Source organism: Chengkuizengella marina, from assembly GCF_009910845.1.
GTDB classification, from domain to species: Bacteria; Bacillota; Bacilli; order Paenibacillales; family KCTC-33759; genus Chengkuizengella; species Chengkuizengella marina.
In genome coordinates, this window is record NZ_SIJB01000094.1 from 1 (window position 1) to 1,043 (window position 1,043).

General features: G+C 31.3%; 1 protein-coding gene. It reads right to left on the reverse strand.

Features of this window, described 5'->3' with window-relative positions; genetic code table 11:
• Nucleotides 1-971 (reverse strand): RNA-guided endonuclease InsQ/TnpB family protein (locus ERL59_RS20650; RefSeq protein WP_160648114.1); only part of this gene is annotated, 971 nt, incomplete at its 3' end.
• Nucleotides 972-1,043: the final 72 nt, after the last annotated feature.

Genomic DNA, 1,043 nt, shown 5'->3' on the forward strand with positions numbered 1-1,043 from the left:
TATCGCTCACAAAGCGATTCGAGTTTCAATCTAAGATTACCATGTGGAATCTGTGTAAATTTTTGATTATTACTTTTTCCAATGTTTATATCCCGTTTCCAATCAAGGTTATAACCAATAACAAGATTACCAATATCCTTAGTAATACAGTAATCAATTATATACCTAGCAGTTTTGTTGAGGTAGTCATTTACTTTAGCATTTCTATTTTTAGTAATAGAGACTTGCTTATTGGTTGTTCCTTTAATTCCTTGCTTATCCTTGATGGATTGTAGTCTTGCATTTTCTTTGTTGTACCACTGGTTAATAGATTTTAGTTTTTTACCATCCACAATAAAGGATGCCCCAGTGTTAGTTACAGCAGTGGCAAGATTATCTAATCCTAAATCAATAGATAATGCGTTCGACTTATTTAACTTTAGTTGCTTATCTTTTTGAAGGTAAACAAACTCAACTTCAAAATACCTTGCATTATAGCGAGGATGGATACGAATTTCTTTTACTTTTTTATCTAGTAATCTATTTGGAAAGGGGATACGAATTTTTCCATATTCCTTCTTAAAAGAGTTAGACATAGGTATAGTAAGGAAACCATCTTCTACCTTAAAGCGAGGGATAATAAGTGAAAAATAACCGTCAGTAGGTAAATATTTTGGAAGGTTGATATCTTGGAACTTGTAATTTCCTCCTTTAGCTTTAGTAATAAGCGAGAAAAAGGATTTAAAGTTACGATCCACTACCTTCATAGTTTGTTGAGCAATATCGGTATTTAGTAATTGATAGTTTTCATTCGTTTTACAAACATGGTAATTCGATTCATAAGACAAATATTTCTTTTCAGTGAAATAATGTTGTCTGATGGAGTATAAAGCAACGTTATACAGGTTCTTAGATAGCCTACAAAGTTGTAGTAAAGCATGGTATTCCTCTTTAGAAAGGTTTCTCAACTGATTCTTTTGAGTTAAGTACATGTTTTCACCTCCTTGTAGGAATATTATACCATTAATTCGCTGTAAAAAATATTAAATAGCGAAAAAATAAAG